At 65.1% G+C, this 3207-nt stretch carries 2 protein-coding genes; both read right to left on the bottom strand.

The features are described from left to right. A partial coding sequence (locus tag J8847_RS23885) for a GNAT family N-acetyltransferase (protein WP_211527180.1) occupies positions 1 to 738 on the bottom strand: 738 nt, incomplete at its 3' end. Positions 739 to 1022: 284 nt separating this feature from the next. After that, positions 1023 to 3080: a M13 family metallopeptidase gene (locus tag J8847_RS23890; RefSeq protein ID WP_211527181.1), complete on the bottom strand. Its 2058-nt coding sequence runs from the start codon at positions 3078 to 3080 to the stop codon at positions 1023 to 1025. Positions 3081 to 3207: the final 127 nt, after the last annotated feature.

Below are 3207 nucleotides of genomic sequence, written 5' to 3' on the forward strand. Positions count from 1 at the left end.
CCCCGTGAAATCGAAGTAGCGCAAGTGCCCTTCCTTGAACATCTGCTCGAGCGCCAGCCACTGCAGTACGGTGCCGACCGACAGGTGCATGTAGGCCGGGTCGTAGCCCAGGTAGGCGTAGATGGCGACGCCGTCCTGGACCGGGCAGTACAGGTAGGAGACCGGCCGTTCGCCGTCGAACAAGACGTAGGCGCGCAACTGCCCGCCGGCGGCCAGCGCGCGGGCGCGTTCCATGAATTCGGGCGTATCGGGCAGGCCCGCGTCCAGCAGCTTTTCCTGGTAGGTCAGCTTCGACACCGCGCGCGCCAGCTGGAAGAAGGCCGGGACCTCGTCCGGGCTGCGGTAGGCGTGCCACTTGAGGGTGCCGCCGCAGTGCTCGGTGAACTTGCGGATCTTGCGGTTGATGGTCGAGCGCGTCTTGGACGAGAATTTCTTCTGGTAGTCCTCGAACGAAGTGCCCAATTCGATGTAGCAGTGCTGGTATTGCAACGGCACGTAGCGCAGGAAGGGGCCGGACCGGGCCAGGCGCGGCAGCGCTTCGTCGACCGGCAGGCGGCGCAAGGCGAAGCCCTGGCTGCCCGGGGCAAGCTGGTCCTCGCCCTGCACGGCGGCGGCGCCGGGATGTCCGGCCTCGGCCAGTCCGATCGAGCGCAGCTGCAGGCGGATGGACGCCTGGAACAAGGTCCAGTCGCTCAGCTGGAACTTGAACGGTATGTCACGCACTTCCCAGGAACTCATCCTTGATACTTTCCCGTCTCGGCCCGGCCAACGGCGCGGATCTTGATAGCGTACGTGAGGTGAACGTGCATAAGATCGCCGGCGGCCCGGCCAGTTAATAAGTTGGCATTATTTTACACTTTTTCAAATGTTTTAACTTTCTCCCGTCTCCAGTCGTCTCCATTGAGACACACGCAATTGCACTATTTTTAGACAGGCCGCACCGGGCCGCTCCCGGCGGCGGCGAAAAAAAACCCGGGATCGGACAAGCCAACCCGGGTTCCCGCATCAAGCCCTGCCGGGTCTTACCAGATGATCACGCGATCCTTCGGCGCCAGGTACATCTTGTCGCCTTCCTTCACGCCGAAGGCTTCGTAGAAGCCCGGCTGGTTCTTCAGGGTGCCGTTGGCGCGGTACTGGCCCGGCGAGTGCGGGTCGGTCTTGATCTGGGCGATCTGCGCCGGCTCGCGCATCTTGGTGCGCCACACTTGGCCCCAGCCCATGTAGAAGCGCTGGTCGCCGCTCAGGCCATTGATCACCGGCGCCTTCTTGCCCTTCAGCGACAGCTTGTAGGCCTTGTAGGCGATCGCCAGGCCCGAGTTGTCGCCGATGTTCTCGCCCAGGGTCAGTTCGCCGTTGACGTTATAGCCCGGCAGCGGGCTGTAGCCGGCGTACTGGTTGATCAGGACCTTGGTCTTCTCGGCGAACTTCTTGCCGTCTTCCTCGGTCCACCAGTTGCGCATGTTGCCGTCGCCGTCGTACTGCGAACCCTGGTCGTCGAAGCCGTGGCTGATCTCGTGGCCGATCACGGCGCCGATGCCGCCGTAGTTGACCGCGTCGTCGGCCTTGGCGTCGAAGAACGGCGGCTGCAGGATCGCGGCCGGGAACACGATCTCGTTCAGTTCCGGGTTGTAGTAGGCGTTGATGGTCTGCGGCGTCATGCCCCATTCGTCGCGGTCGATCGGCTTGCCCAGCTTGTTCAGCTCGCGGTTGTATTCCACCTCGCGCGAACGCATCACGTTGCCGACCAGGTCCTCGCGCTTGACGCTCAGGGCCGAGTAATCCTTCCACTTGTTCGGGTAGCCGATCTTCGGGGTGAACTTGGCCAGCTTGGCCTGGGCTTCCTTCTTGGTCGCCGGGCTCATCCAGTCGAGGGTGTCGATCGAGGACTTGTAGGCGGCCAGCAGGTTCTTGACCAGGACTTCCATGCGCGCCTTGCGCTCGGCCGGGAAGTGCTCCTTCACGTACAGCTTGCCGACCGCTTCGCCCAGGCTGCCTTCCAGGGTCGAGACGCCGCGCTTCCAGCGCGCTTCCAGCTGCGGGGTGCCCGACAGGGTGGTGCCGTGGAAGGCGAAGCGCTCGTCGACGAAGGCCTTGGACAGGTAGTTGGCGTAGCTTTCCACCAGGTGCAGCTGCAGGTAGGTCTTCCAGGTCTCGAGCGGCACGCGGTTCAGGACTTCGGCGAAGCCCTTCAGGTAGCTCGGCTGGCTGACGATCAGGTAGTCGGTCTTGCCCTTCAGGCCGGATGCGGCCAGCCAGGATTGCCAGTCGTAGCCCGGCGCCAGCTCGGCCAGCTTGGCCAGCTCGACCTTGTTATAGGTCTTGATCGGGTCGCGGTTCTCGACCTTGGTCCACTGGACCTTGGCCAGTTCGGTTTCCAGCTCGACGATGGCCTTGGCGTTGGCGGCGGCGTTCTTGTCGCCGGCCATGGCCAGCATCTTCTCGGCGTGCTGCTGGTACTTGGCGCGGATGTCGGCCAGCTTGGCGTCGTCCTGCTTCAGGTAGTAGTCGCGGTCCGGCATGCCCAGGCCGGCCTGGTAGAGATCGGCCACGTAGCGGGTCGAATCCTTGGCGTCCTGGTGGATGTAGAAGATGAAGGGAACGTTCACGCCCAGGCGGCCCAGCTGCGCGAACACGGCCGGCAGTTCGGCCTTGTCCTTGATGGCGGCGAGCTTGCCCAGTTCCGCGTTCAGCGGCGCGATGCCCAGCTGCTCCAGGCGGGCCTCGTCCATGTAGCTGGCGTAGAAGTCGCCGATCTTCTGCACTTCCGAACCCTGGGCGCCCTTGGCGGCGGCGGCCTTTTCGATGATCGCGCGCAGCTGCGGCAGGGTGTCTTCGCGCAGCTGGTGGAAGGCGCCCCAGCTCGACTTGTCTGCCGGGATCTCGACGGTCTTGAGCCACTTGCCGTTCAGGTGGGCGAAGAAGTCGTCCTGCGGGCGCACCGCAGGCTCCACGTATTGCAGGGCGATGCCGGAAGAGAGCGTGCCGGCCTTGGCGCCGCTCTTGGCCGCGCTGTTCGATTCCGCCTGGGCCATCGAGGCCACCAGCACCAGCGCCGCGGCGCTCAGGATATGTCGTTTCATCAGGTTCTCCGTGTAGGGGTTGTTATTCTATGTGCAGCGGGGGGGGGGGGGGGGGGGGCCCCCCCCCGGGGGGGGGGCGGGGGGGGGGGGCGGGGGGGGGGGGGGCGGGGGGGGCGGGCGCCGCGGG

Source organism: Massilia sp. AB1, assembly GCF_018119385.1.
Lineage (GTDB): Bacteria > Pseudomonadota > Gammaproteobacteria > Burkholderiales > Burkholderiaceae_D > Telluria.

What these genes read in the sequence shown, in the direction of transcription:
- J8847_RS23890 (WP_211527181.1), bottom strand. Translation starts at nt 3,080, where the DNA reads ATGAAACGACATATCCTGAGCGCCGCGGCGCTGGTGCTGGTGGCCTCG.